The sequence below is a fragment of the Thioclava dalianensis genome (assembly GCF_000715505.1).
Taxonomy (GTDB): Bacteria; Pseudomonadota; Alphaproteobacteria; order Rhodobacterales; family Rhodobacteraceae; genus Thioclava; species Thioclava dalianensis.
Window position 1 is genome coordinate 1 of the sequence record NZ_JHEH01000024.1, and the last position, 20,301, is coordinate 20,301.

The 20,301-nt window shown below is 59.7% G+C and carries 20 protein-coding genes and 1 pseudogene; 2 read left to right on the top strand and 19 right to left on the bottom strand.

Annotated elements, in window-relative coordinates:
- Positions 1-282: 282 nt before the first annotated feature.
- The 3 genes from DL1_RS15390 to DL1_RS22095 are packed head-to-tail and all read right to left on the bottom strand — an operon-like array spanning position 283 to position 3,067.
- Complete coding sequence (locus DL1_RS15390; RefSeq protein ID WP_038068034.1) at positions 283-2,625, bottom strand: VirB4 family type IV secretion/conjugal transfer ATPase; 2,343 nt, start codon at positions 2,623-2,625, stop codon at positions 283-285.
- The gene (locus DL1_RS15395) at positions 2,615-2,881 is read right to left on the bottom strand and encodes a VirB3 family type IV secretion system protein (protein ID WP_038068035.1); all 267 of its coding nucleotides are present in this window, start codon (positions 2,879-2,881) and stop codon (positions 2,615-2,617) included. The genes DL1_RS15390 and DL1_RS15395 overlap by 11 nt, the downstream gene beginning before the upstream one ends.
- 15 nt (positions 2,882-2,896) lie before the next feature.
- Positions 2,897-3,067: a hypothetical protein gene (locus tag DL1_RS22095; protein ID WP_081856365.1), complete on the bottom strand. Its 171-nt coding sequence runs from the start codon at positions 3,065-3,067 to the stop codon at positions 2,897-2,899.
- A 30-nt stretch (positions 3,068-3,097) separates the two neighbouring features.
- Between DL1_RS22095 and DL1_RS21285 the strand changes: the two are divergent.
- Positions 3,098-3,415 (top strand): annotated as a pseudogene (locus tag DL1_RS21285) (DDE-type integrase/transposase/recombinase); the annotation flags it as partial.
- Positions 3,416-3,460: 45 nt separating this feature from the next.
- On the opposite strand, the gene DL1_RS15400 reads toward DL1_RS21285, so the two are convergent.
- From DL1_RS15400 to DL1_RS15435, 8 genes are all read right to left on the bottom strand, one after another.
- A complete protein-coding gene (locus DL1_RS15400) occupies positions 3,461-4,069 on the bottom strand; it encodes a glutathione S-transferase C-terminal domain-containing protein (protein ID WP_038068037.1) in 609 nt (202 codons plus the stop codon).
- 68 nt (positions 4,070-4,137) lie between these two features.
- On the bottom strand, positions 4,138-4,800 hold the full coding sequence (locus DL1_RS15405; protein ID WP_074855002.1) for an OmpW/AlkL family protein: 663 nt from the start codon (positions 4,798-4,800) through the stop codon (positions 4,138-4,140).
- Between the two features lie 76 nt (positions 4,801-4,876).
- Positions 4,877-6,082 (bottom strand): NAD(P)/FAD-dependent oxidoreductase, encoded by a 1,206-nt coding sequence (locus DL1_RS15410; protein WP_038068038.1) that lies wholly within the window; start codon positions 6,080-6,082, stop codon positions 4,877-4,879.
- Positions 6,083-6,181: 99 nt separating this feature from the next.
- Entirely contained in the window at positions 6,182-7,087 is a 906-nt protein-coding gene (locus DL1_RS15415) for a VOC family protein (protein ID WP_038068040.1), read from the bottom strand.
- A 33-nt stretch (positions 7,088-7,120) separates the two neighbouring features.
- Positions 7,121-7,717 carry a 2-hydroxychromene-2-carboxylate isomerase gene (locus tag DL1_RS15420; RefSeq protein ID WP_051693611.1) on the bottom strand — a complete coding sequence of 199 codons (597 nt, stop codon included), beginning with the start codon at positions 7,715-7,717 and terminating at the stop codon, positions 7,121-7,123.
- Positions 7,714-8,709 carry a dihydrodipicolinate synthase family protein gene (locus tag DL1_RS15425; RefSeq protein ID WP_038068042.1) on the bottom strand — a complete coding sequence of 332 codons (996 nt, stop codon included), beginning with the start codon at positions 8,707-8,709 and terminating at the stop codon, positions 7,714-7,716. The genes DL1_RS15420 and DL1_RS15425 overlap by 4 nt, the downstream gene beginning before the upstream one ends.
- A gap of 84 nt (positions 8,710-8,793) precedes the next feature.
- Positions 8,794-9,858, bottom strand: coding sequence for a gentisate 1,2-dioxygenase (gene gtdA / locus DL1_RS15430; RefSeq protein ID WP_038068044.1), 1,065 nt, complete (start codon positions 9,856-9,858; stop codon positions 8,794-8,796).
- A gap of 45 nt (positions 9,859-9,903) precedes the next feature.
- On the bottom strand, positions 9,904-10,227 hold the full coding sequence (locus tag DL1_RS15435) for a 2Fe-2S iron-sulfur cluster-binding protein (RefSeq protein ID WP_037209930.1): 324 nt from the start codon (positions 10,225-10,227) through the stop codon (positions 9,904-9,906).
- A 382-nt stretch (positions 10,228-10,609) separates the two neighbouring features.
- On the opposite strand from DL1_RS15435, the gene DL1_RS15440 reads away from it, so the two are divergent.
- Positions 10,610-11,134: a MarR family winged helix-turn-helix transcriptional regulator gene (locus tag DL1_RS15440; protein WP_038068046.1), complete on the top strand. Its 525-nt coding sequence runs from the start codon at positions 10,610-10,612 to the stop codon at positions 11,132-11,134.
- 58 nt (positions 11,135-11,192) lie between these two features.
- Here DL1_RS15440 and DL1_RS15445 read toward each other — a convergent pair whose 3' ends face one another.
- The 8 genes from DL1_RS15445 to DL1_RS15480 all read right to left on the bottom strand — a co-directional run bounded on the left by DL1_RS15445 (position 11,193) and on the right by DL1_RS15480 (position 20,129).
- Positions 11,193-12,050, bottom strand: coding sequence for a fumarylacetoacetate hydrolase family protein (locus DL1_RS15445; protein WP_038068048.1), 858 nt, complete (start codon positions 12,048-12,050; stop codon positions 11,193-11,195).
- 89 nt (positions 12,051-12,139) lie between these two features.
- Entirely contained in the window at positions 12,140-13,384 is a 1,245-nt protein-coding gene (locus DL1_RS15450; protein ID WP_038068049.1) for a cytochrome P450, read from the bottom strand.
- Positions 13,385-13,556: 172 nt separating this feature from the next.
- Complete coding sequence (locus DL1_RS15455; RefSeq protein ID WP_038068051.1) at positions 13,557-14,420, bottom strand: hydroxymethylglutaryl-CoA lyase; 864 nt, start codon at positions 14,418-14,420, stop codon at positions 13,557-13,559.
- On the bottom strand, positions 14,417-15,661 hold the full coding sequence (locus DL1_RS15460; protein ID WP_038068053.1) for a CaiB/BaiF CoA transferase family protein: 1,245 nt from the start codon (positions 15,659-15,661) through the stop codon (positions 14,417-14,419). Before DL1_RS15460 ends, DL1_RS15455 begins: the two co-directional genes overlap by 4 nt.
- Positions 15,662-15,727: 66 nt before the next feature.
- Positions 15,728-16,375 carry a maleylacetoacetate isomerase gene (gene maiA / locus DL1_RS15465; protein ID WP_038068054.1) on the bottom strand — a complete coding sequence of 216 codons (648 nt, stop codon included), beginning with the start codon at positions 16,373-16,375 and terminating at the stop codon, positions 15,728-15,730.
- Positions 16,372-17,082 (bottom strand): fumarylacetoacetate hydrolase family protein, encoded by a 711-nt coding sequence (locus DL1_RS15470; RefSeq protein WP_038068055.1) that lies wholly within the window; start codon positions 17,080-17,082, stop codon positions 16,372-16,374. The genes maiA and DL1_RS15470 overlap by 4 nt, the downstream gene beginning before the upstream one ends.
- A gap of 59 nt (positions 17,083-17,141) precedes the next feature.
- The gene (locus DL1_RS15475) at positions 17,142-19,082 is read right to left on the bottom strand and encodes a TRAP transporter permease (RefSeq protein ID WP_038068056.1); all 1,941 of its coding nucleotides are present in this window, start codon (positions 19,080-19,082) and stop codon (positions 17,142-17,144) included.
- Positions 19,083-19,163: 81 nt separating this feature from the next.
- Positions 19,164-20,129 (bottom strand): TAXI family TRAP transporter solute-binding subunit, encoded by a 966-nt coding sequence (locus DL1_RS15480; protein ID WP_236016737.1) that lies wholly within the window; start codon positions 20,127-20,129, stop codon positions 19,164-19,166.
- Positions 20,130-20,301 lie beyond the last annotated feature (172 nt).

Below are 20,301 nucleotides of genomic sequence, written 5' to 3' on the forward strand. Positions count from 1 at the left end.
ACTATTCTGCCCCCTCCGGCATCAGACCCCAAGTTCATGCCCGCGAAACGGACACGGTACACGAAATATCGCCACGCGATATATGTTACATTCGAAGGTGAGGGAGCAGAAAAATCGAAAATCGGTGCTTAGAGACAGAGGACCAATTTGCATGCAGTTCCGGGTACTTGGTGTGGCAAATGCTACTAGGGCGAGTAGCGATGACCGTCAATACACCATGACACGAAACAGCGTAAGTCACGCATAATCAAGGTTATGTAATATAGTGATTTCATTGGACAATCATTCCTTCCAGAATTTTGGCCGCGCGGCGTAGTCGGCACCAAAGGCATTCAGTCCGGCTTGACCACCGCCAAGTGCTGTCAAAAGTGGCCCCAGAGCTTTGAGATCGACATTCAGTACGGTCGAACTGCGCGGTGTGCGCGACAGCACCATGCGCTGGCCCGGGATTGGGCTGAGGACAAAATCCAACTCGCCGTCGGTCAGCCGGAAGCCGTCGTAATCGGCACTGGCCGCTTCGCCGTTCGGGAACAGAAGCTGGTTCGGTAGCGCGTCTAGAATCGATCGGGCTTTCGAGCCCCGGATCTGGCTTAGAAACTGGGTCATCATCACCACGACGACGTTCTTCTTTCGCGCGGTCACCAACCATTCCGCGAGTTTCTTGGCGAAGTATTCGTCGTCGAGAACCTTCCAGGTCTCGTCGATCAGGATTAGCGTCGGGCGCTTTTCTTCGATCAGCATCTCGGTGCGGCGGAAGAGATAGCCGAGGATCGCGGTGCGCTCGGTGCCGAGATCGAGGATTTCTGTGAGATCGACGGCCGTCACATCGTGGCTGGTGAAATCCACCACCGGCTCGTCTGCCTCGCCAAAGACCCAGCCATACCGCCCTTCGGGTTCCCATTCGCTGATCCTCTGCGCCAGATCGAGGCCGTCGCCGACATCGCCGAAGAGTTCCTGAAACGCGCGGAAATTCCGCAACCCTTGCCGGGCTTTGCCGTTCTGGGAAATCGCTGACTTGAGGGCTTCGGATTGCAAGGGTGTCATCGGCCCGCTGCGCTGTTCGAGAAGTGCGACCAGCCAATCCAGAAACCATGCTTCGCCTCGCTCTCCAGACTCCGTGGCGAGCGGGTTCAGCCCGGTCGGACGTCCGGCACGGATTTCGGCATAGCGACCGCCAAGGGCGCGCACAGCCATTTTGAGGCCGGCTTCCTTGTCAAAGATGATCGTTCGGCCCCCTGCTCGTTGGGCCTGGGCTGCGAGGAAGGCGACAGTCGTGGTCTTGCCGCCGCCGGACTTGCCCAGGACGAGTGTGTGGCCGTTTGTCGGCTCCGCCATCGGATCGCCGGGTTCATGGAAGCTGAACCGGTGCAGCGAGCCTTGCAGCGTCTGGAACAGCGTCAGCGGCGTTTGCCACGGCAAGCGTGCGGCTTCCGTCCCGGTATCAGCCGCATGCAGTGCCGCCATGTCGGCAAAGTTCAAGGACGAGACCGTCATGTCCCGTGCCCGGTAATCCATATTGCCGGGGTGCATGGCGAAGAACGCAGCTTCGAGTGCCGTGACCTCGCGGACCAAGCGCATGCCGTTCTGATGGGCGATGCCGCGGATGCGGGCGACCTCGGTATCGAGTGCTGCCTGATCGCCAGCAAAGACCGTGATCGTCATCTGGTGGATGCCAAACCCGAGCTCGCCGTTTTCCGACTTGTCGGCAGCCTCGAAGAGTTGCGCCTCAATCGTCGCGGCAATGTCTTCGGAGGCCCGCATTTGGGCCATGCGGCGTTTCACGCGCTCGGTGATACTGCCGCGCTCAATCGGCGTGTAGCTGTGCGTGATGATGGTGTCGCGGCTGGCCCCAAGTGCATCAAGCATGCCGGGCCAAGTCGAGGTGGCGTAGGATTTGACATAGAGGACGGCGCCGACGCGCGGCGTGTCTGCCCCCTCCTCCACCGTGAACTGGCCTTTGCCGAAATGGATGGCGGCATCGCTGGCATCTTCAGCGATGATCCCAAAGGGGCTGCGGGATTTGCCGCGCAACTCGCCCGTCAGAAGAGAGGCACAAAAACCAATCAGGCTGCCATCGCTGATCTTGAGGCGGTGGGATTTCACACCAAGACCGGTCTCGAGGATCGAAACCACTTCGCGCAACTCTTCCAACCTGCGGTCGGTATCCTCGCCCCAGACCTTTGCTGCCGCCTTGCCGAAGAACGGCACGACCAGCGGCGTAACTTGGCGCCGGACCACTGTCAGGATGAGCACCGATTCCTGCAGATTGCGGCGCTGCAGCTCGGCGCCCCATGCTCGGTCGATGTCGGCGGCAAAGCTTTGGCCGTGGATGGGTTTCAGCTGGGCGTTGGCCGAACGCATCATCCGGTGCAAATAGAAGCTGAAACGCTCATCCAGCGTGTCGAGAAAGTGGGCGAATCCGGCCCGCAGGGCGGTGATGGCCGAAGACCCGGATGTGATCCCGTCGATGCCGGTCACCTCCAGCGAGATCATCAGCCCGTTGTCTCGCGTACGCACCACCTCGTCATCAAGCTCGATGACATAGGGCAGGTGCGCATAGATCTTCGGGTCCACCGGGATCAATGCCCGCGCCCTGCCCCGCAGACCCTCCCGTTCAAGAAACATGACGCCGACCTTTCCGCAGGATGGCCATCGGCGTCACCTGCATCATGACCGCGAAGACATGATGCCCATTCGGGTTCAGCTTGGTGGCTACGCGCGCAAGCCCGTACCAGATCGGGGCGGTCAGGAACCACCAGACTGGCTTGAACAGAATGAAGGGCAGCACGGTCATCGCTCCCACTGCCATGGCATAGGGCATCGGCAGGCCAAGAAACTTGGCTTGCCGCGAGAGCCCGAGGATGACCGCGCTTTTCTCCATGGTTCCTGCCCTGCTTCAGCTAAAGGACGAGCGCAGGTTTGCGACGATGGCGGGACCGGCGATGCCTTGCGCGGCGAAGGCTTCGTTTAGTTCGATAACGTCCAAATCGGCAGTCGTCAGACCAAGACGGGGCGCTTGTAGCTGATTTTCAATGTCTGCATCGACACCGCTTACGCACAGATCCATGAACCCGCAACCTCAAGCCCGTTAACGTGACAATACCTAGTAAAGTTCTCACCGCTGATCGCGGCGCAGGCGCAAGCCCGCAAGCGGCAGACCGCTAAGTCCTGGCGAGTGGACGAGACCTACATCAAGGTGAAAGGCCGGTGGAGTTACCTTTACCGGGCCGTGGATCGCAACGGAAAAACCCTTGATTTCTTACTGTCAGAGCATCGGGACTTAGCGGCAGCGCGCCGGTTCTTGCATCGTGCGATTGCCACCAACGGCGTGCCAGACCGGGTGGTCATCGACAATTTGCGCGTCCGTCAGTCAGAATATGTTGGTCATAATTCAGCCTCCTTGCGGAGGCTGAATCACGCTGCACGGGCGAAATCAATAGACCCTGACCCCAAGCCTACGTCAGGCGGGGGACAAGAGCCCTTCCTCTTTCAGAGCTTGCAGGACAGCCGGTCGTCCACCGATCCGCTGCGCGTATTCGACGAGCTTCGGCCAAGGAGACATGTCCATCTTGAGGAAGTTGCACCAACCGAGCACCGTGAAGAGATAGGCGTCGGCAACGGTGAAGCTGTCGCCGACAAGATAGCCGGCACTTCCAATGCGCTTCTCTGCTTCGGTCAGACGGTTGGCAGCCATTTTTTCGAAGAAAGGACGGGCTTCGACCGGCAGATCAGGACGGAACAACGGCGCCATTGTCTTGTGAAGCTCTGTAGAGATGAAGTTCAGGGTTTCAAGAAGCTTCCAACGCTCATCTCCCGTCACCTTGCCGAGTTTTCCGTCTGCCTTGTCCGCAATGTATTGCAGCACTATGGCAGCCTCAGAGATCTTGGTCTCGCCATCGACGATGGTGGGGACCAGACCCAGTGGGTTGATCTTGCTATAGTCCTCACCATCGACCTTGTTTCCCGCCGGGTCCATCACGACCATTCGGCAAGTTGTGGGTATCTCCGCCTCCAGACAACTGATGTGAGCAGCCAGCGAACAGGCCGCAGGTATGTAGTAGAGTTCCATTTTCACAGTGTTTCCCATCCTTGGAGTTGCGGCACAGATACTCTGAAACTGCTGCCGGAGTAAGTGTCTCAGAAGCGCCAGACCAGACCGGTCCCGACAAGCAGAGGATCGAGCGTCGCACTACCTGTCGCTGACGGCCCGCCGACGCCCAATGTGCCCTTGACGTCGGCATCGAGCCAGATTTTCTTGACGTCGAAGTAGATACCCATCCGCTCATTGATCATGCTTTCGAAACCGACCTGGAGGACGGCGCCCCAAGCGTTTTCCACATCGAATCCGGCAACATCGCGCGCTTTCGAGTCCAGTATCATAGTGTAATTGATACCCGCGCCAACATAGGGCTCGAACATCGGATTCCCGGTGGGAAACCGATACTGGAGCGCAAGAATCGCAGGGGCGTAAGTCACGTCCCCGAGATATGCTCCAGCAAGGGATCCGTCGCCGCGAATCTCTGCGGTAGGTGGGATTCCGAATGTGAAGGTGGCGGAAATCTGCTCGTTGACGCGATAGCCGACATCGAAGCTCAACGAGTAGTTGTCGTCGACCGAAACATCGGCGCCCGGAAATGGTGCACCTCCGACGGACAGATCGGCTCCGGGGCTGAAGAATATCCCCACGGGTCCGCCCCGGAGATACCAGCCGTTTTGGTCTGCATCCTGTGCTTGGGCAGCGCAAGTTTGGGCTAGAGCCAGACAAGCGCTGAGTGTTGCCGTATAGTAAGTTTTAAACATGTGTTTCCTCCCTATGTGTTGGACTTCTTGTTGATGGCGTTGCCCAGGTCTTCGCCTGGTTGGGTATTCTTTGTGCTTACAGTAGCTTACGAAGGTCTGGTGCTGTGATCAGCGAGTCGTCAGTCACTGCGTAGCCTTTCGACATGAGGCGGCGAACGATCGCCATGTCGCGGGGCGCACCGAAACAGATGGCACCGACCAGCCGATCACCGATGGCCGAGAAACGGGTGAACGACTTTCCTTCGCCCTTCCGCACGAGCAAAGTTCCCCCAGCGGGCTGGTTATCGCCGATCATCTGAATGTTGAGGTCGTACTGATCAGACCAGAACCAGGTGTTGACGGCATAGGGCTCGCTCTTCCCCAGCATGTTTCTTGCGGCCGCAGCGGCCTGGTCCTGCGCATTGGCCCAGGATTCCATCCGTGTCGGCTGGCCACCGCCACCCCGCATGGCCGCCACATCCCCGGCCGCAAAAATCAGCGGGTCGGACGTGCGCAGAAATTCATCTACGATGATGCCATTGCCCGTCTCCAGGCCAGCCTCCCGCGCGATCGCATCATTCGCAATCGCGCCGATCCCGACGACGACCATGTCAACCAGCAGCGTTTCCCCGTTTGACAGAGTCACGCTTTCAACCCGGTCATCTCCGCCTACCGTCACGATTGAGGTATTCAGATGGATCACGGTGCCATTGCCACGGTGCACATCAGCCAAAGCGACACCGACATCCTTTGGCAGACTGCGGGCGCAAAGCCGGTCGGCCAGTTCGACGACCACCGCTTCCATCCCGCTTTTTCGGGCTGTTGCTGCGACTTCAAGACCGATCCAACCCGCGCCAATCGACAAAAGCCGCTTTCCAGGCACCATTTGCGCGCGCAAACGCTCGGCATCAGCAATCGTACGCAGATAGAAAACATTGGCTTTTCCCGCGAAGGGGCCATCAAGCATGCGGGCGCGACTTCCGGTCGCGATCAGCAGGCGGTCATAGGGCAGGCTTGCTCCCGAAGAGAGCCGTACCACATGCGCGTCGCGGTCGATTGCTTCGACGCGTTGGTTGAGCTGAAGGTCGATGCCAAGATTTTGCGCGGCCTCGGCGTTCAGCAAGCAAGTGCTCTGTGCATCTGCCGTACCCTGAAGAACCGCCTTCGACAGCGGCGGGCGGTCATAAGGGAACTGCCCTTCTTCGGAGAGGACCGTGACAGTGCCCTCAAAGCCTTCTGTTCGCAGCGTTTTCGCCGCGGAGACCGCAGCCAAACCACCGCCTATGATGATGATACGTTCCATCGGAGTTTTCCTCAGACCATGATACAGATGACGCGCAGACCTGTGCCGCGCGTCATCTGTTGATTACTTGTCAGCGCCGCAGCGCGGCACTGTCCTGAGTTAGGAACCCACCTTGAAGCTCTCGGGGAACGGAGCCCCCCACGAGCTGAAGATGCCCGGCTTGTCCGCGCTCCAGATGAACGGGCCTGCCTTGTGGTCCACACAACGCGGCATTTCCCCCGAAAGCTCATACCTGTTGCCATCCGGCGTGAAGAAATAGGAGTAGAGATTCGAGCCTACACCGTGCCGACCCGGGCCTGCTTCCGTCATGACCCCACCGCGTGCGACCTGATCGAGCATGAGCTTCATGTATTCCATGTTCGGGATCGTCCATGCGAGATGGTCGAGCGTCTCATGCGGCGCGCCCGCAAACATTGCGACGTCATGGTGATAGTCGCCGACATGCATCCAGGCCGCAAGACGCCCTGCGCCTCCGGGGAACTCGACAATGTCAGAGGCATAGAAATCGACATGCTTGCGCAGGAATTCGATCGTCTGGGTCGCATCCGGACCGACGCGCAGCGTGATATGGTCGAGGTCAAGCGGCGCCAGACCGCTCAGGTGGTTGGCCTTGCGAGCAGCCGGGTTATAGTAGTGCTTGCGCGCCTCAGACCGCAGCAATGCAATCTGCATCTTCTGGTTTTGGGGCGGCAGGTCGAATTCGATGATCTTCTCGACACCCGGATCGCAGTCCGTCATCTCCCGGACCTGGACGCCGGCATCGGAAACCCGCTTGGTGTAGCGCTTGAGGTCTTCCTCATCATCCGCAGCGATCGCAAAGCTGATGACGCCGGTACCACCCTCGGTCACGGCCACATCGAAAGTTCCGTCGGTCCCACAGGTCAGGTAAACAGTACCGTCTTGCCGGGCAATTTCCTCAAGCCCCAGTACAGTTGTGTGAAACCGCACCGATTCCTCGAGGTTCTTAACCCGCAAGTGCGCGTGCGAAAGTTTTTGAAGAGCCATACTATTCCTCCCTATGGATGGATGGCGTTGATGTCAAAGCTCCTGCTGGAGCGTTCTTTCCATAAATGTGATGCGGTCATTCCCCCACCACATCTGATCACCCACTATCATCGTGGGCGTACCAAACACACCTGCCTCATGCGCGGCCTGCGTGCTCGCCTCGTATTGGTCTGTAGCATCCTTCGATGAAACCCAAGCCGACAGAGCATCGGGATTCCAGCCGAACTGCTTCGCCAATTCATCCAGCAACGCCGGGTCAGCCAAGTCTGCACCCTCTCCCCAGACCCGGTCCCACGCAGTCCGGATGAAGGCTTCTCCCTCGCCTTTCGCCATTGCATAAAGAAAAGCCTTGTTGAGCTTCTCGGACGCGAGTGACTTCGGAAAGGTCAAAGGCAAACCATATTCCTCAGCCCAACGGTTGAGATCCTTGCTCAAATAGCGAATCTTCAACGGCAGGCTGACATTTGGTGGTGCGGTATTCCCCGCCATGAGTTTGAGTTGCGGCAGGTTCACGACATGGGGCCGAAACTCCAGACCGTATTGCTTGCAGATCCCCGGCACCTTGTGAAAGGCCAGATAAGCGAAGGGGCTCATGAAATCGAAGTAGAAGTCAAGATGCCGACCGGTCACTTGCCGCTCTCCGCCTCAAGCTCCGCAGCGAGTTTTGCCCATTGACGCCCGGACTCGCGCGCGCCTTCCAGAGCCGTTGCGGGAACCAGGTGGTAGGGCGGACGGCAAGGTCCAGCGACCATCCAACCTGCCGCATCCATACGGGCCTTCTCGATGCCGATGTTATAGACCGAGAATTCCTTGAACGAGCCGTTGGGGAAGAGGGTCCGATAGGTCAAACCAATCCTGTCGGTCAGTTTTTTGGCTTGGGTCCAATCGCCAGTCTCTACCGCCTTGGCCACAAGGTCGCGAAGCTGGATCACAGGTGCTGGCCCGCAAACCGCGCCACTGGTCCAGAACGCCGTGCAGTGTTCGGGGTCGAGCCGGGCGGCGGCGTAATAGTCCACATCAAGCGGCATCAGTCGAATGCGGCGCTTGGTCAGGTTCAGGTCCGTATAGAGCGCTGCCGTGTTTATGTACTTGGCAGATACGATCTGCGGAATTTCGGAGATCTGCGCCCAGAAAGCACGCGGGAACTCGAACTTGAATGCCTCGGGGTTGGCATATGCACAGATAGCCATGTCCGGGCACGCCTCGGCCACATCACGAAAGAACTGAACTGCTGTCGGCACATCAGGCTGAACCCACATCGGCGGCCCCATCATCACCCCGTTAAGCCCGATCTCGCGCGCGGCACGGGTCATGCTGATGGAGTCGCGGGTGTTAAGGGCGGTCGCCCCGCCGAAGATGGGAATGCGACCGCGACCGGCTTCGACCAGCGTGCGCATGAAGGCTTGCTTCTCTTGCCATGTTGTCGTGGCTCCCTCTCCCAGGGTGCCGAGAGAAAGAATCCCGTTCACACCAGAGGCGATCAGAGCCTCGACGACACGGGCCGTTTCGTCCAGATCGACCGTGTCTTCAGCGCGCGGATCCGACGCGTTGGGCTTGGACGGCGTGGGCATGATCGCCCAGCAACCTGTCACGTCATCGACCGTGAGCAGTTCATGTTTCATGGCTTGAAGTCCCGATTTATGTGAGTTTTTTTTGCGTGGATTGGCATGGTGCGCAGCTAGGGCGCACCATGCCGGACAGTGTCACTATGCGCCGAGCGGAACCGCGTTTCCACGGTCTTCCCGCCAAAGCCCGAGTTTCTCCTGGCAGACGCGATCGGAGTAAGAGAACAGCACTGCATCGCCGTCCGCCTCATGCGTGACGGTATGCCAGCTCGGAACGACGAACAGATCCTTCGGACCCCATTCGTAAGTCTTTCCATTGATCACACTGCGACCGGTGCCTTCAGTGACGACAAAGACCGTTGCGTCTGTCGACCGATACGGCCGCGACTTGAAGCCTTTCGGAAGCAGTTGAAGGCAGGGCGAAATCGTCGGCATCGCCCAGCCGCCGTCGACCGGGTTGACATAGCGCATCTTGATACCGTGGAAGGGGTCGACCTCACCCTGCTTCAAAAGATGCTCGAGGCCTTCGCGCGAGCGTTCGTAAGGGTAATTGAAGATCGGCGACGCTATTCTGGTCGCCTCGTAGTCGACCGGAAGCATGTTGGCACCGTAGCGCCAGCTGCTGTCTTCGGGCTGGCGGGTAATTGGCTGCTGATCCGCGTGATGCTCTTCTGCGAAAGAGGCGTCGAACACCGACACGATTGGAATATCCAGACCGTCGAGCCAGATCATCGGCGCGTCGCTGTCATTGCCGTGGTCGTGCCAGGCTCCCGGCGGAGTGATTACGAAATCGCCAAAGTTCATCACTGTGCGCTCGCCATCGACTGACGTATGCGCGCCGTTGCCCTCCATCACGAAGCGCAAAGCTGACTGGCTGTGGCGGTGCGCGGGGGCAACTTCGCCCGGCAGGACGATCTGAAGGCCAGCGTAAAGCGACGTCGTAATCCGGGACTGACCGCGCAGGCCTGGATTTTCAAGCACAAGGACGCGCCGCTCGGCTTCCTTCGCCGTGATCAGACTGCCCGCTTCCAGCAGGTAGGCCTTCGCTTCGTCGAAATGCCAAAGGTGCGGCAAGCAACCGCTTTTGGGCTCAGGAGTGATGATGTTCGACAAAACAGTCCAAAGTGGGGTATAGGACCCGCTATCGATCTTGTCATAGAACATCTTTCGTTCTGCTGTTTCCACAGGCTTTTCGGTCAGCGACATATTTATCCTCCGTTTGGCGCGATCAGATAGAAAGCGTTACATATATCAGAACTGGAACTCTGGGGTGGTGACGGTGAGACCATCGAGATCTGCTGTCAGGCGAATCTGGCAAGCAAGCCGGCTGCTGTCCTGCCTGTTGGCCGCAAACTCCAACATACTGGCTTCACCTTCGCTGGTCGGCGGAAGCAGAGAAAGCCACTTGGGGTCAACATAGACCTGACAGGTCGCGCATGCGCAAGCGCCGCCACAATCCGCATCAATTCCCGGCACGCCAGCCATCGTCGCAGCCTCCATCAGAGACTGCCCCTCGCGCGACGATACCTCACGTCGCTCTCCCATCGAATCAATGAACACCACTTGGATCGACATAGATATTCTTCCTCCCAGCACGTCGTTCGAATCGAAACTGCTCCACTCAAGGCAGGCTTGCCCACCCATTTGGGAACAATAACGACGAACTTACTCCTCCGTTTGGCTGCCTTTTTCGTGCCCAATCCCGCCTGACCATGGTCATTCAGGCGGATCAATGGCTTAAACTAAGCATGCATACTACATTGTTCGCATATCTTGCTGCTCCTAGTCAAGCGATTGATGGCCAAGGCCCCGACTCAGACATGACCAAACCCGAGCCCGGGTTTTCCGGTAACGCGCTCCAAGGGTAAAGACGTCCATCTGCTGCCCGAGATTGTCAGTGGTATCGAAGGGTGTTATGCTATAAGCGGGCAACAACGAAAAAGAAGATGGTCGGCGCATGAAAGATGATACTGAGCGGAGACCGCCCGAAACCTTGGGTGGCGACGCCGATTTTCGGGTCATTATGGACCATCCCGCGCATCTGATTCGGCGTAGCTACCAAATCTTCTTGTGTGCCTTCGACGAGGCTATGGCTGGCCTGCCGTTGTCGCCTGTGAGCTGGATCATTATCGCAACAGTGCGAAATTTCCCGAGCCTGTCCGTGACTGAAGTTGCCCGGCGCGCCGCAATAGACAAGGCGAGCTGTGGACGAACTGCAAGCGCGCTTGAGAAGCGCGGGCTGCTTTCGATCAAGAAGAGTGATACGGATGGCAGAGAGAAACTGCTCGACATCACCCCTGCTGGCGAGGAATTGTACGGCAAGGCGTTTATTCAGGTCATGAAGCTGAAGTCGCTGCTCCTGGATGAAATTGATCCAGAGGTGCAGCGTCAGTTCCTGACTTCCATGGCAGCGTTTGTTTATGCAACACGCAAGAACACACGACCGTCAATTCCGACCGCACGTGACGCCGACATGGATTGAGACAGTCATAGCGATTGCAGCTGGCCACCCACAAGCAGATGGCCAGCTTTTCTTGGCGTCAGGTGACGTCGATTTCCATCGAGCCGATCCGGTCGATCCAGGCATGGATCTTGTTGCCCGGCTCAATCTGCCCGACGCCCTCGGGAGTCCCGGTGAAGATGACGTCGCCCACTTCCAGTGTATAGAATCGGCTGGCCATCTCGATCAGTTCCGGCACGCTCAGCACAAGATCACGCGTATTGGCCTTCTGCCTGGTGACGCCGTCCACCTTCAGTTCGAAGTCGAGCTGGGACGGATCGGTGATTTCATCGGCTGTTACAAGCCACGGTCCCAGCACCGAATAGCTGTCTATGGACTTGCGCATGCTGCGTTCCTCGGCGCCGCGCACCGTCATGTCAAGCCCGATCGCATATCCTGCGACGTACTCCAGCGCGCGCTCCGCTGACACCCTGTCGGCGCGTTTGCCGATGATGACCGCAAGTTCGATTTCGTGATCGCTGCGCCGATCAGGGAAGCGCAGTGTCACCGGCTCGGAGGGGCCGATAAGACTGCTGGTAGCCTTCAGAAACAGGCCGGTCTCGTGGATCACCCGCACTTGGGCTGCATTGCCCTGGTGCAGATCCTTCTGCGCGCGCGCCTCTTCCAGGTGCTTGACGTAGTTCACAGGCGCCGCGACAAGCTTGCCGGGGTTTGCAACCGGTGAATCGAAGGCCAGTTCACGGACTGGTCTGCGCTCTCCGGTCCTGGCAGCCACAAGGAATGCCTCCTTGAGCTGATCGAGATGTGCGATCAACGGGTCATGCCGCGGCAACGGGTAGCGCAGTTGCGGCAAAAGGTCGAGGGCCGAGGTGACATCGACAACCTCATCGTCCTGAACAAGACCGATACGGTCCTTGTGGAAGCGACAAATCTTCATTTCTTCTCCTTATCAACGGACACCCGGCCCGGCGATCCTGGGGTCGGGTCGCCGGGCCGGGGTGACTAGTTCTCAGCGGTCGTCGCGGATCAAGCCAAACGCACGGGGAGTTCTTCCAGACCTCTGAACCGTGTGTTGTGCTGAAAGCGAGCTTCGCCGTTGCGCACCAAGGTCGGCAGTTCCTTCAGCACGGACGCAAGGGCGATCGGGGCCTCCATCCTGGCAAGCGGCCGACCGAGGCAGACATGGATCCCCGCACCGAACGCGACATGATTGTTCGGGCGGCGCGCAAAATTCAGCCTGTCGGGGTCTTCGAACACACGCTCGTCCCTGTTCGCCGAAGCCTGGGCAAGAACCACCTCGGTGCCCGCCGGGATCGTGCCATTACCACTGGCAAGTTCCACATCGTTCGTCGTTCGCCGCCCCTGAAGCTGGAGCGGCGTGATGAAGCGGATCAACTCTTCGAGTGCCGTGGGCAGAGCAACCTCACCCTCGACCAGCTGACGCTTGCTCTCGGGGTCATCCATCAGGAAATGCATCGACTGAGAGATGAGGTTTGTCGTGGTCTCATGGCCGCCATTGAGCGTCACGATGCACATGTGAAGAATTTCGGCGTCACTGACCTCAACGCCATTTCGCTGCGCCGCAGCCATTGCGCAGAGGATGCTCTCGCTCGGGTCGATCGTGCGGCGCGCCTTGATCTCGTCGAGAAATGGCAGGAGATAGCCCATGAATTCCGTTACTGCTTCATGGCCCTGCTTGATCGCTTCGACCGACACCTGCGGGTTGAGCGGGAAAAGCACCTTGCGCCCCACGCCCTGGATATAGTCAGCATCTTCAACCGGAATGCCGATGACCCTGCAAATGAGTGCAACCGGGATGCGGAAAGCGAAATCGCGCACGAAGTCGAACTCGCCCATTTGCTTGACCTTCTTGATCTCACGGTCAATCACGTCTTGGGTAAAGTCCGTCAGAGACTTGATGGATGTCTGAGAGAAAAAGGGGTTGACGATATCGCGCAACCGGTCGTGATCGGGGTTGTCACGGAAGAGCATCGTCGATGTGTGATGCTCCAGCAGGGGGCCCTTGCCAAATTTCTTCTCAAAGTACTCGCCCTTGTAAACGAGACCTGACAGGTCGCGCCAAACCTGACGCACATCGTCATAGCGCGTCAGAAGAACTGTGCCATCTGCTTGCCGGTGAACAGGATCACCATCGCGCAACAGGCGAAAATACTTGCTCGGATCGTCGAAATAGTCATCCGGCGGAGCCAATAGATTGAAAGCTTGCGCTTTCTCAGAGTCTGTTTGATCAATTCTCGCGGTTCCGGTCATTTTTCCCCCCTGTATTCCACATCAATGAACAGCTTGTAACATAGGCATTCGTAAGCATGCTGTCAATTTTCAACTTGGACTCGCCCTTGCTTTTGTCCATGTCCGAAGATGAAGCTTCAGCCTTTCGCGCTATCCCCACGTGCGCGGCACGCTCCTCTGCGGCGATCTGCCTTTAGCCGCAAGTCGCGCCCGGAAGGGCCTGGACGAATGCGGCGATCGGGGCAAGGGCTGCAAGGTCCACGCCGGTTTCAACGCCGCAATCCCGGAACAGGCTCACGACATCCTCGGTGGCGACGTTGCCGCTGGCACCGGGAGCATAAGGGCAGCCGCCAAGCCCACCAATCGCGGAATCGAAGACGCGTACACCCTGATCATAAGCCGCGCGCACATTCGCCGTGCCATGGCCGTAGGTATCATGCGCATGCATCGCCCAAGCGGAAACGGAGGGAAAGCGCGCCATCGCCGCCCTGAACAATTCCGCGACCTGCGCCGGTTCGCCGCGGCCAGTCGTGTCGCATAGGCAGATCTCGGCATCGGGGCAGATTTCCAGCGCGCGTTCCAGAAGATCGAGCACGGCGTTGGCAGGTGTCACCCCCTCGAACGGGCAATGGAATGCGGTGGCGAGGTTGAACCGCAGCCGCAGCCCATCGGGCGCCTCGGCGACAAGCCGGGCGTAATCGGCGAGGGCCTCATCCGGCGTGGCGCGCACGTTCGAACGGCTGTGGCTTTCCGAGACCGAGATGACATAGGACAGAAACTCCGCTCCCGCCGTGATTGCCTTCAGGCCATAGCGGGCATTGGGAACCAGGACCTGCGGCACGACATGACCCTGGGCCAGAACATCGGCCAGAACCTCGCCGGCGTCGGTGAGTTGAGGAATGGCGCGCGGACTGACGAAGGAGGTGATCTCCATCCGTTTCAATCCTGCAGCGGCAAGGTCGCGGATCACGGCGATCTTGGTCTCGGTCGGGATGAAGGGGCCGATGTTCTGGAACCCGTCGCGCGGGCCGACTTCGACGATCTGGACGGCAGTCATGCTATTACTCCCTTCTGGTAGAGCAACTTGATTTCATCCTGCGAGTAGCCCGCGATCTCTGCCAGAACGGCTGCGGTATCTTGTCCGACCTCCGGGCCGGTGCAGCGGATCGTGCCGGGGGAATCGGGGAAATGCGGCACAATGCCGGGATGAAGCAGGTCGCCATGTAGCGGGTCGCTGACTTCGCGCACCATGCCACGCGCGCGGAACTGCGGATCATCGGCAATTTCTGCGGCAGTGTAGATCAGCGTCGAAGGGATGTCTGCCTTGGCCAGAAGCTCTGTCAGTCGTCCGGCATCGAACCGCCGGGACCAGGCGGAAATGGCCTCGTCGAGTTCGTCGACGTGCTTGAGGCGGCCCGCATTGGTCTGCAACTCCGGTCGTACCGCCAGATCCTCGCGCCCGATCAACGCTGTCAGCCGCTGAAACAGAAGATCTGAATTCGCAGCGACAATGACCCAACGGCCGTCTGCCGAGGGATAGGCGCTGGTGGGAGCCGCCGACGCGATGCGCGCGCCGACGGGTTGGCGCACAAGGCCGAGCGCACCGTACTCCGTGACGATCCCTTCCGTGAGCGACAGCACGGCTTCTGTAAGCGCTACATCGACGGTGTTGATGTCCCCATCCTCGGCTCCGCCGCTGCCCGTCCGGCCGTCTCGGCGCAAAAGACCGGCGAGAACGCCGATCGCGGCGTAAAGTCCGGCAACGGAATCGCCGATGCTGATGCCGACGCGTGGCGGCGGCAGATTGGTGGTGCCGGGAGCATGGTCGGTCAGGTGACGCAATCCGCCGATCGCCTCGCCAATGACGCCAAAAGCGGCGCGGTCACGCAATGGGCCAGTCTGTCCGTAACCCGAGACATGGGCCACTACGAGACCTGGTCGCAGTTCCTGCAGCCTTTTACGATCGAAGCCGAGACGCGCCAGGCCCCCGGGGCGCTGATTCTCGATCAGCGCATCAGAGCGCGCGATGATCCGTCCCACGGCCTCGACTCCTTCGGGGCTTTTGAGATCAACCGCGACCGAACGCTTGTTGCGGCCATGAACGCTCCACCACAGTGACGCGCCGTTGGATTGCGCGCCCCAGCCCCGCACAGGATCCCCATCGGGCGGTTCGATCTTGATGATCTCGGCGCCAAGATCGCCGAGAATGCGAGTGGCGAACGGAGCGGCGATGAAGTGGCCGATTTCGACAATGCGGAGGCCGCTAAGGGGTGGCGGGGCTTCTGGTCTGGTGTTCATGTGTCCTCGTCGAGATATCCGGCGTCTCGCTCGCTTCAGGAGAGTCCGGCTTCTGTTGGTGTTGCGTCATACCGCATCTGGTTGGTGTGCTGGCGCGGCCTCACGGAAAGCGGGCAGCGCATCGGCTGCATCGAATATCCGCGCGATGGTGGGCCAACGGCTTGTATCAATGTCGAAACGTCGGTTGTTCCAGACCTGGGCATAGAGGCAGCAATCCGCGAGCCCCGGCGTATCACCATGACAGAAACGCCCGGTGCGACTGTCCTGCGCCAGCATGATTTCAAGCGGATCAAAGGTGGTTTCGACCCATTCCGTGAACCAGGCTTTCTGAGCAGCCTCGTCGGCACCGAATTGCTCGGTCAGGCGAGTCAGGACGCGCAGGTTGTTCAGGGGGTGGATCTCGCAGGCGATCATGTATGAAAGCGCGCGCACACGTGCCCGCCCGTCTGCCCCCTCAGGCAAGAGCCGCGGTCCGGGTTGGGTTTCGTCGAGCCATTCGATGATGGCAAGCGACTGCACAAGAACCTGGCCATCGTCGCTTTCCAGAACCGGCACAAGTCCGGCGGGGTTCAGCGCCAGGAATTCGGGCGTACGGGTTTCACCTTTGCGCAGGGCATAGGGCACATATTCATAGGCGATGCCCTTGAGGTTGAGGGCAGCGCGCAGCCGCGTCGAGGTCGATGAGCGGAAGAAATTATGAAGGCGGAAGGTCATTCGACGTGTCCCTTCGCGCGCGGCCCGATGGTCGTGGTAATCTCTCCAAGCCCACTGATTGAGACGACGCATACATCGCCCACCTGCATCGCGCCGACGCCCGCAGGCGTGCCTGTCATCACCAGATCGCCGGGCCGGATCTCCATTGACTGCGACAGGATCGAGATGATCTCTGGCACCGACCAGATCAGGTCTTGCAGATCGGCGCTTTGCTTGACGGCACCATTTAGCGTCAACTGGATCCGGCCCTGCTCGGGCTTGCCGACCGGCGCGCCAGTGTGGATCGGACCGATCACCGCCGAGCGATCAAACGCCTTGCCCCAGTCCCAGGGCCGTCCTGCCGCACGGGCAGCAAGCTGCAAGTCCCGTCGCGTCAGGTCGTTGCCGATGGCGTAGCCGAAGATGTGGTCGCGCGCCTGTTCCTCGGGAATATCCGTGCCAGCCTTGCCGATGGCGATCACCAGTTCGGCTTCATAGTGGAAGTTCTGCGTTTCGGGCGGATAGGCGACGACCTGCCCATCTTCGACAACGGCATCGGCGGGTTTGGTGAAGAAAAACGGCGGATCGCGATCCGGGTCCTTGCCCATCTCTCGTGCATGCTCGGCATAGTTGCGTCCGACGCAGAAGATCCGACGCACAGGGAAACGCTCGTCCCGACCGGCGATAGGCAGGCTGACGGCAGGCGGCAGCGGGAAACTGTAATTCATGGAGGTTATTGTCCTTTCCTCGTGGTCGTAATTCAGTAATGTGGCATCGTAGGATGCAGTCATGTCGGCACTATCGCCCTGCGCAGAAACCGAAGTGCCACCATGATTGCGACACCCAGGCCATGGAGCATGAGGGTGTATCCGCCACCCAATGCTTCCGGCATAAGAAGCAGCACTCCGCCAAAGCCCAGAGCTGCGCGTTCGTAGCCTGACAACATGCCCCCGAACCAGCCAACCATGGCGGCGGATATGGCATAAACCCCAATTGCCGCAGCAGACGTGGCCAGAAAGATTTCAACCGGGGTTCCCTGCATCAGCAGGGCGGGCGAGACCACGAAGATGAAGGGAATGATGTAGGCTGTCCAGCCTAGCCGCATCGCAACGAATGCTGTCTGCATCGGCGGGGCCCCGGCCAGCGCGGCGGCAAAGAAGGCGCCGATGCCGACAGGCGGGGTCACCATTGACATCATGCCGAGGTAGAAGATGAAGAAATGGGCGGCCATCGGTGTGATCCCGGCCTCTACCAGAGGCGGGGTAAGAAGGACCGCCAGCAAAAGATAGACGGCAACCGTCGGCATCCCCATGCCAAGAACAACACTGGCAATGGCCGTGAGGAGCAAGAGCAGCGGAAGGCTGCCCCGACCGATCTCGGCCAGCGCGAACGTGCCGGCAAAGCCCAACCCGGTGATGTTGAGAACACCGATGATGAAGCCGGCGGCAGCGGCGATCATCAGGATCTCGGTCATGGAGATGCCGGCTTCGGCGAGCGATTGCCAGATCATGCGCAGAGTGATGCGCCGGCCACCATAGCCGTATGCGACGCCGCAGATCAGGGCAACGCCGGCCGCCCAGAGGGCCGCCGTTTCCGGTCGCTGGCCCAGCCAGAACATGCCGACCACGATCACTGCAAACGGCAGGATGAAGATACCCCCGCGACGCAGAGTGTCGAGCGCAGAAGGAATTTCATCCTCACGCAGGGGGGCGATGTTGGCCTTGGCGGCCTCAAGATCAACCTGACAGTACACCGCAAAGTAATAGAGCGCGGCCGGGATGATCGCTGCAATCGCGACCTGCGCATAGGAAACGCCCAGGAAATCGGCCATAAGGAAAGCGACTGCGCCCATGACCGGGGGGGCGATCTGCCCTCCGGTCGAGGCGACGGCCTCGACTGCGGCAGCCATCCGGGGCCGATATCCCGAGCGGATCATCAGCCGGATGGTGACGACGCCGGTCGCGACGATGTTGGACACCACAACCCCGGAGATCGTGCCGAAAAGCGTCGAGGCCAGGATCGAGATCTTGGCCGCTCCGCCGCGGCGGCGCCCCAGCGCGGCAAGCGCGATGTCGTTGAAGAACTCGCCCCCCCCCGCCCGCACGAGGATCTGCCCGAACAGCACGAACGCGGCGACGACCGTTACCGACACGTTCATGGTAAGGCCGAGCATGCCATTGGCATCGAACCCGATATAGGAAAGCAGACGATCCGGTGAGACCTGCCGCGTTTGCATCGCACCCTGAATCATGTGGCCGATCATCCCGTAGCCCCCGATGAAAAGCACCACCACGACGAGCGCCCAGCCCACCACCCGCCGCAGCCCCTCAAGCACCAGCAGGACAAGCATCCCGGACATGATCACGATATCGACCGGGGCGGACATCACCCGCGAGACGATATCGGCATAGTTTATGGCAACATATAGCGAAAGACCAAGCCCCAGGACGGCAAGAATCCAGTCGATGGTTCTACCACCGTCCGCCGGAACATTCTCGTCGCTGCCGCGTGGATCCTTCTCGCCGACGCTGCTTCTGTCGATCAGGAACACCAGGCCCAGCCCAAGCCCCAGGGCGACGGCCAATATCTGCTCGACATAGACGCTCAGCCCGAGGCGGCTCGGCGCGTCGAACCCCACAGCGACGGCCAGCAGCGAAAGTGCCACCGCCTGGGTTTGGACGGCAATCCGACGAAATGTTGGCAGCCGACTGCCAGTTGTCTGAGTCAAAGCCTGTTTCCTCCACAATGAGCGAATGCAAAAAGGACTGCGCCGGGAAATCTCCCGGCCCAGCCCTCCGTCATAACCGTGTCAGTCAACAGCGCGAATGGCGACGCCCCGCTCGGCGAAGAAGGCCGCTGCACCAGGGTGATATTCCACACCCGGATAATCGACATAGGCGGTTTCAATGTTCATCACGCGAAGCGGAGGATAGGCATCGCCGATCGCACCCACATTGTCGAAAATCGAGGCCAGCAGCGCCTTGACCTGTTCGTCGGACACATGCTCACCAGCAACAAGGACGTTGTCCCATGTCAGCATCATCATCGGCGCATCGACACCCACCCGCACCGGCGAGGGCGTCACCTCTGAGAAGTAATAGGCCGGGCGAAACTTGCGAATCGTTTCGAGCGCCTGCTCATCCGAGGCGACCTGAAGATAGCGGACCCCGCCCACCATTGCGCCGACCTCAGCGACCTTCGGCCCGCCGACAGCGAAGAAGGCCGCATCCGTCAGACCCGAGGCCAGAGCATCGACATTGCGAATGATATCGGGGATCGGCACTTCAACCACTTCACCATAGCTGATCCCGTCCGCCTCGAGAAGCGCACTCACCAGCGGACGGTTCAGCGGGAAAGCCTCCCAGCCCGAGGGCACACGCTTTCCGGCAAGATCGGAGACCCGCGTCATGCCGGAATCTGCCCGGACGAACAGCCCTACCGCAAAGGGATTGATCTTGGCCACAACACGCAGATTCGGCAGAGCCGCCGAGTAGTCACCCTCCCCGGCGACCGCTACGATCATGTCATTGATGTCGGTCATCGTGAATTCGGCGTCTTTGCTGTCGACGGCCTGAAGCATCTGCGCGTTGCCGCTATATGCCTGAACAACCAGCCGCCCGCCGCCGCTTTTCTGGGCCTCGGCCGCAATGACCGAAGCCATCGTATTCCACACCGAACCCGCAGGAGGTGTCGTGATCGATGTAACCTGTGCGGAGGCACCGCCAGCCGCCGTCACTGCAAATACCATCGCGCCAAAAACGCGCGTCAAAAACATCCTCATCTTCTCGCCCCCTATGCTGAACTCGCTCCTCCGCAAGCGCTTCTTCTTACCAGTTACGGCCTTGCTTGGAAAGCATGCTTTCCATATTGCCAGCGGCCCCGCAAAGCGGTAACACTCCTTCCCACGCGTCTGCGAGGAGCTGGTGCGGCGGAAATTGATTCCAGAG

Bases quoted from the DNA above. Each gene is read 5' to 3' on its own strand.
- DL1_RS15390 (WP_038068034.1), bottom strand. From the start codon at position 2,625: ATGTTTCTTGAACGGGAGGGTCTGCGGGGCAGGGCGCGGGCATTGATC.
- DL1_RS15395 (WP_038068035.1), bottom strand. From the start codon at position 2,881: ATGGAGAAAAGCGCGGTCATCCTCGGGCTCTCGCGGCAAGCCAAGTTT.
- DL1_RS22095 (WP_081856365.1), bottom strand. From the start codon at position 3,067: ATGGATCTGTGCGTAAGCGGTGTCGATGCAGACATTGAAAATCAGCTA.
- DL1_RS15400 (WP_038068037.1), bottom strand. From the start codon at position 4,069: ATGGAACTCTACTACATACCTGCGGCCTGTTCGCTGGCTGCTCACATC.
- DL1_RS15405 (WP_074855002.1), bottom strand. From the start codon at position 4,800: ATGTTTAAAACTTACTATACGGCAACACTCAGCGCTTGTCTGGCTCTA.
- DL1_RS15410 (WP_038068038.1), bottom strand. From the start codon at position 6,082: ATGGAACGTATCATCATCATAGGCGGTGGTTTGGCTGCGGTCTCCGCG.
- DL1_RS15415 (WP_038068040.1), bottom strand. From the start codon at position 7,087: ATGGCTCTTCAAAAACTTTCGCACGCGCACTTGCGGGTTAAGAACCTC.
- DL1_RS15425 (WP_038068042.1), bottom strand. From the start codon at position 8,709: ATGAAACATGAACTGCTCACGGTCGATGACGTGACAGGTTGCTGGGCG.
- gtdA (WP_038068044.1), bottom strand. From the start codon at position 9,858: ATGTCGCTGACCGAAAAGCCTGTGGAAACAGCAGAACGAAAGATGTTC.
- DL1_RS15435 (WP_037209930.1), bottom strand. From the start codon at position 10,227: ATGTCGATCCAAGTGGTGTTCATTGATTCGATGGGAGAGCGACGTGAG.
- DL1_RS15440 (WP_038068046.1), top strand. From the start codon at position 10,610: ATGAAAGATGATACTGAGCGGAGACCGCCCGAAACCTTGGGTGGCGAC.
- DL1_RS15445 (WP_038068048.1), bottom strand. From the start codon at position 12,050: ATGAAGATTTGTCGCTTCCACAAGGACCGTATCGGTCTTGTTCAGGAC.
- DL1_RS15450 (WP_038068049.1), bottom strand. From the start codon at position 13,384: ATGACCGGAACCGCGAGAATTGATCAAACAGACTCTGAGAAAGCGCAA.
- DL1_RS15455 (WP_038068051.1), bottom strand. From the start codon at position 14,420: ATGACTGCCGTCCAGATCGTCGAAGTCGGCCCGCGCGACGGGTTCCAG.
- DL1_RS15460 (WP_038068053.1), bottom strand. From the start codon at position 15,661: ATGAACACCAGACCAGAAGCCCCGCCACCCCTTAGCGGCCTCCGCATT.
- maiA (WP_038068054.1), bottom strand. From the start codon at position 16,375: ATGACCTTCCGCCTTCATAATTTCTTCCGCTCATCGACCTCGACGCGG.
- DL1_RS15470 (WP_038068055.1), bottom strand. From the start codon at position 17,082: ATGAATTACAGTTTCCCGCTGCCGCCTGCCGTCAGCCTGCCTATCGCC.
- DL1_RS15480 (WP_236016737.1), bottom strand. From the start codon at position 20,129: ATGTTTTTGACGCGCGTTTTTGGCGCGATGGTATTTGCAGTGACGGCG.